The organism is Xenorhabdus sp. PR6a (genome assembly GCF_028599065.1).
GTDB lineage: Bacteria > Pseudomonadota > Gammaproteobacteria > Enterobacterales > Enterobacteriaceae > Xenorhabdus > Xenorhabdus doucetiae.
The window spans coordinates 1-807 of sequence record NZ_JAQRFJ010000186.1 but is presented as its reverse complement, the minus strand read 5'-3'; the positions used below and the strand labels follow the sequence as shown (position 1 = coordinate 807).

Here is an 807-nt window from a genome sequence, read left to right as displayed (position 1 = left end):
GCCCCCTACTTAAAATCCCTATTTTGGGATTTTAAACCAGAGGCGTTCTACTAATAACCACAAGGCGGTGGGTGTGAACGTCAGGATCGTGCTCCCAACAAAATTCATCCCATTTGTCGTAAAATTCATCCATATTCTCAATGATGGTTAACGGTCTATCTTCTTGTGTGCCATCTGAGGCATAAACGTTGTATTTCATATTCAGCGCCCAAGAAATCATTGCTTCCCAGAAGCGCTTGCCGTCACCGGTTTGTTGCTCGTCGGTCACGACAATGTTGTAGTTTGCCAAAAGGTGTTTAAAAAACGTCTTCGGGAAGCCGGATACGACTTCCTGATGTTTAGCCGAAACAGTACGCCATACTTTGATTTGGGTACAGGTTGTTTTGCCGACAACAATATCTTTTCGGAAGAACACTTCAACAAGGTAAACGGTTTCTGGTTCTTTACCGTCTGCGATCATGCGGAATTGATCTTTCTTTAACGATTTGACCAGACGATAGCCATGCGGCACGACATATTCAGGTAAAGTGTAGTCTGTCACACCGTTATCTAAAAACGATTGAGTATGTTCTACGTTCTTTGACGGCATGCGTAGTTTTTTATTGAAATCCGCATCACCAATAATAAACGGCATCTTAGAAAGTTCCCTTGTTGATTTGATATGTTCCATATTGCCCTCCGCGTGTTGGACAATCTATAAGCATATTATACATTGATTTTTCTAAGATTGAATATCAGCCTACCACTAACGACAGTTACCGTGCTCCCATAGTTATCAATAGAGTTCTTATATAGGAATTTTTAATC

General features: G+C 41.1%; 1 protein-coding gene. It reads right to left on the bottom strand.

Annotated elements, in window-relative coordinates; genetic code table 11:
- Positions 1–31 precede the first annotated feature (31 nt).
- On the bottom strand, positions 32–670 hold the full coding sequence (locus tag PSI15_RS18235; protein ID WP_273584757.1) for a hypothetical protein: 639 nt from the start codon (positions 668–670) through the stop codon (positions 32–34).
- Between the last annotated feature and the right edge of the window lie 137 nt (positions 671–807).

What these genes read in the sequence shown, in the direction of transcription:
- PSI15_RS18235 (WP_273584757.1), bottom strand. Translation starts at nt 670, where the DNA reads ATGGAACATATCAAATCAACAAGGGAACTTTCTAAGATGCCGTTTATT.